This is a genomic window from Shewanella sp. CG12_big_fil_rev_8_21_14_0_65_47_15 (assembly GCF_002783505.1).
In the GTDB taxonomy this organism is placed as follows: Bacteria; Pseudomonadota; Gammaproteobacteria; order Enterobacterales; family Shewanellaceae; genus Shewanella.
The window spans coordinates 3,869-4,296 of record NZ_PFGL01000039.1 but is presented as its reverse complement, the minus strand read 5'-3'; the positions used below and the strand labels follow the sequence as shown (position 1 = coordinate 4,296).

General features: G+C 37.4%; 1 protein-coding gene. It reads right to left on the bottom strand.

What is annotated here, in order from left to right; genetic code table 11:
* Window positions 1-266 (bottom strand): STAS/SEC14 domain-containing protein (locus tag COW15_RS09940; RefSeq protein WP_293632426.1); only part of this gene is annotated, 266 nt, incomplete at its 3' end.
* Window positions 267-428: the final 162 nt, after the last annotated feature.

The window sequence follows — 428 nt, the reverse complement described above, 5'->3', positions numbered from 1 at the left end:
TTTAACCAAGTCTTGTCAGTCAATACCGCAGCGCGATCGAATTTTGTCATAAGTCCAAACATCGAAGGAAGTCGAGAAAATTCAATTCCAATTGCACCTAGTGACGGAAGATGAAAATCAATAATTTTATACAGCATCTTGCCATTTTCAATATTCTTCGACTTACTGACAAGTTCATCTAACGCAATTTTCATTTCCTCAGCGTCTAACTTTCCACTCAGCTCAATATCTAAACGATTCACGCCATTTTGCATTATTTTAAACATAACCCCTCCTATTCATTGATAATTTGTATAGTTAACGCCTGCTTGAGAGGTGCGAATGAAGTGCAACAAAATGAGCACCTTTCTCAAAGCTGTTGTTATGCCAGCTTCGTTTTATTTCAAAATGTAAAAACCTTCAGAGTTCGGGAAAAATTCCGGTGACCA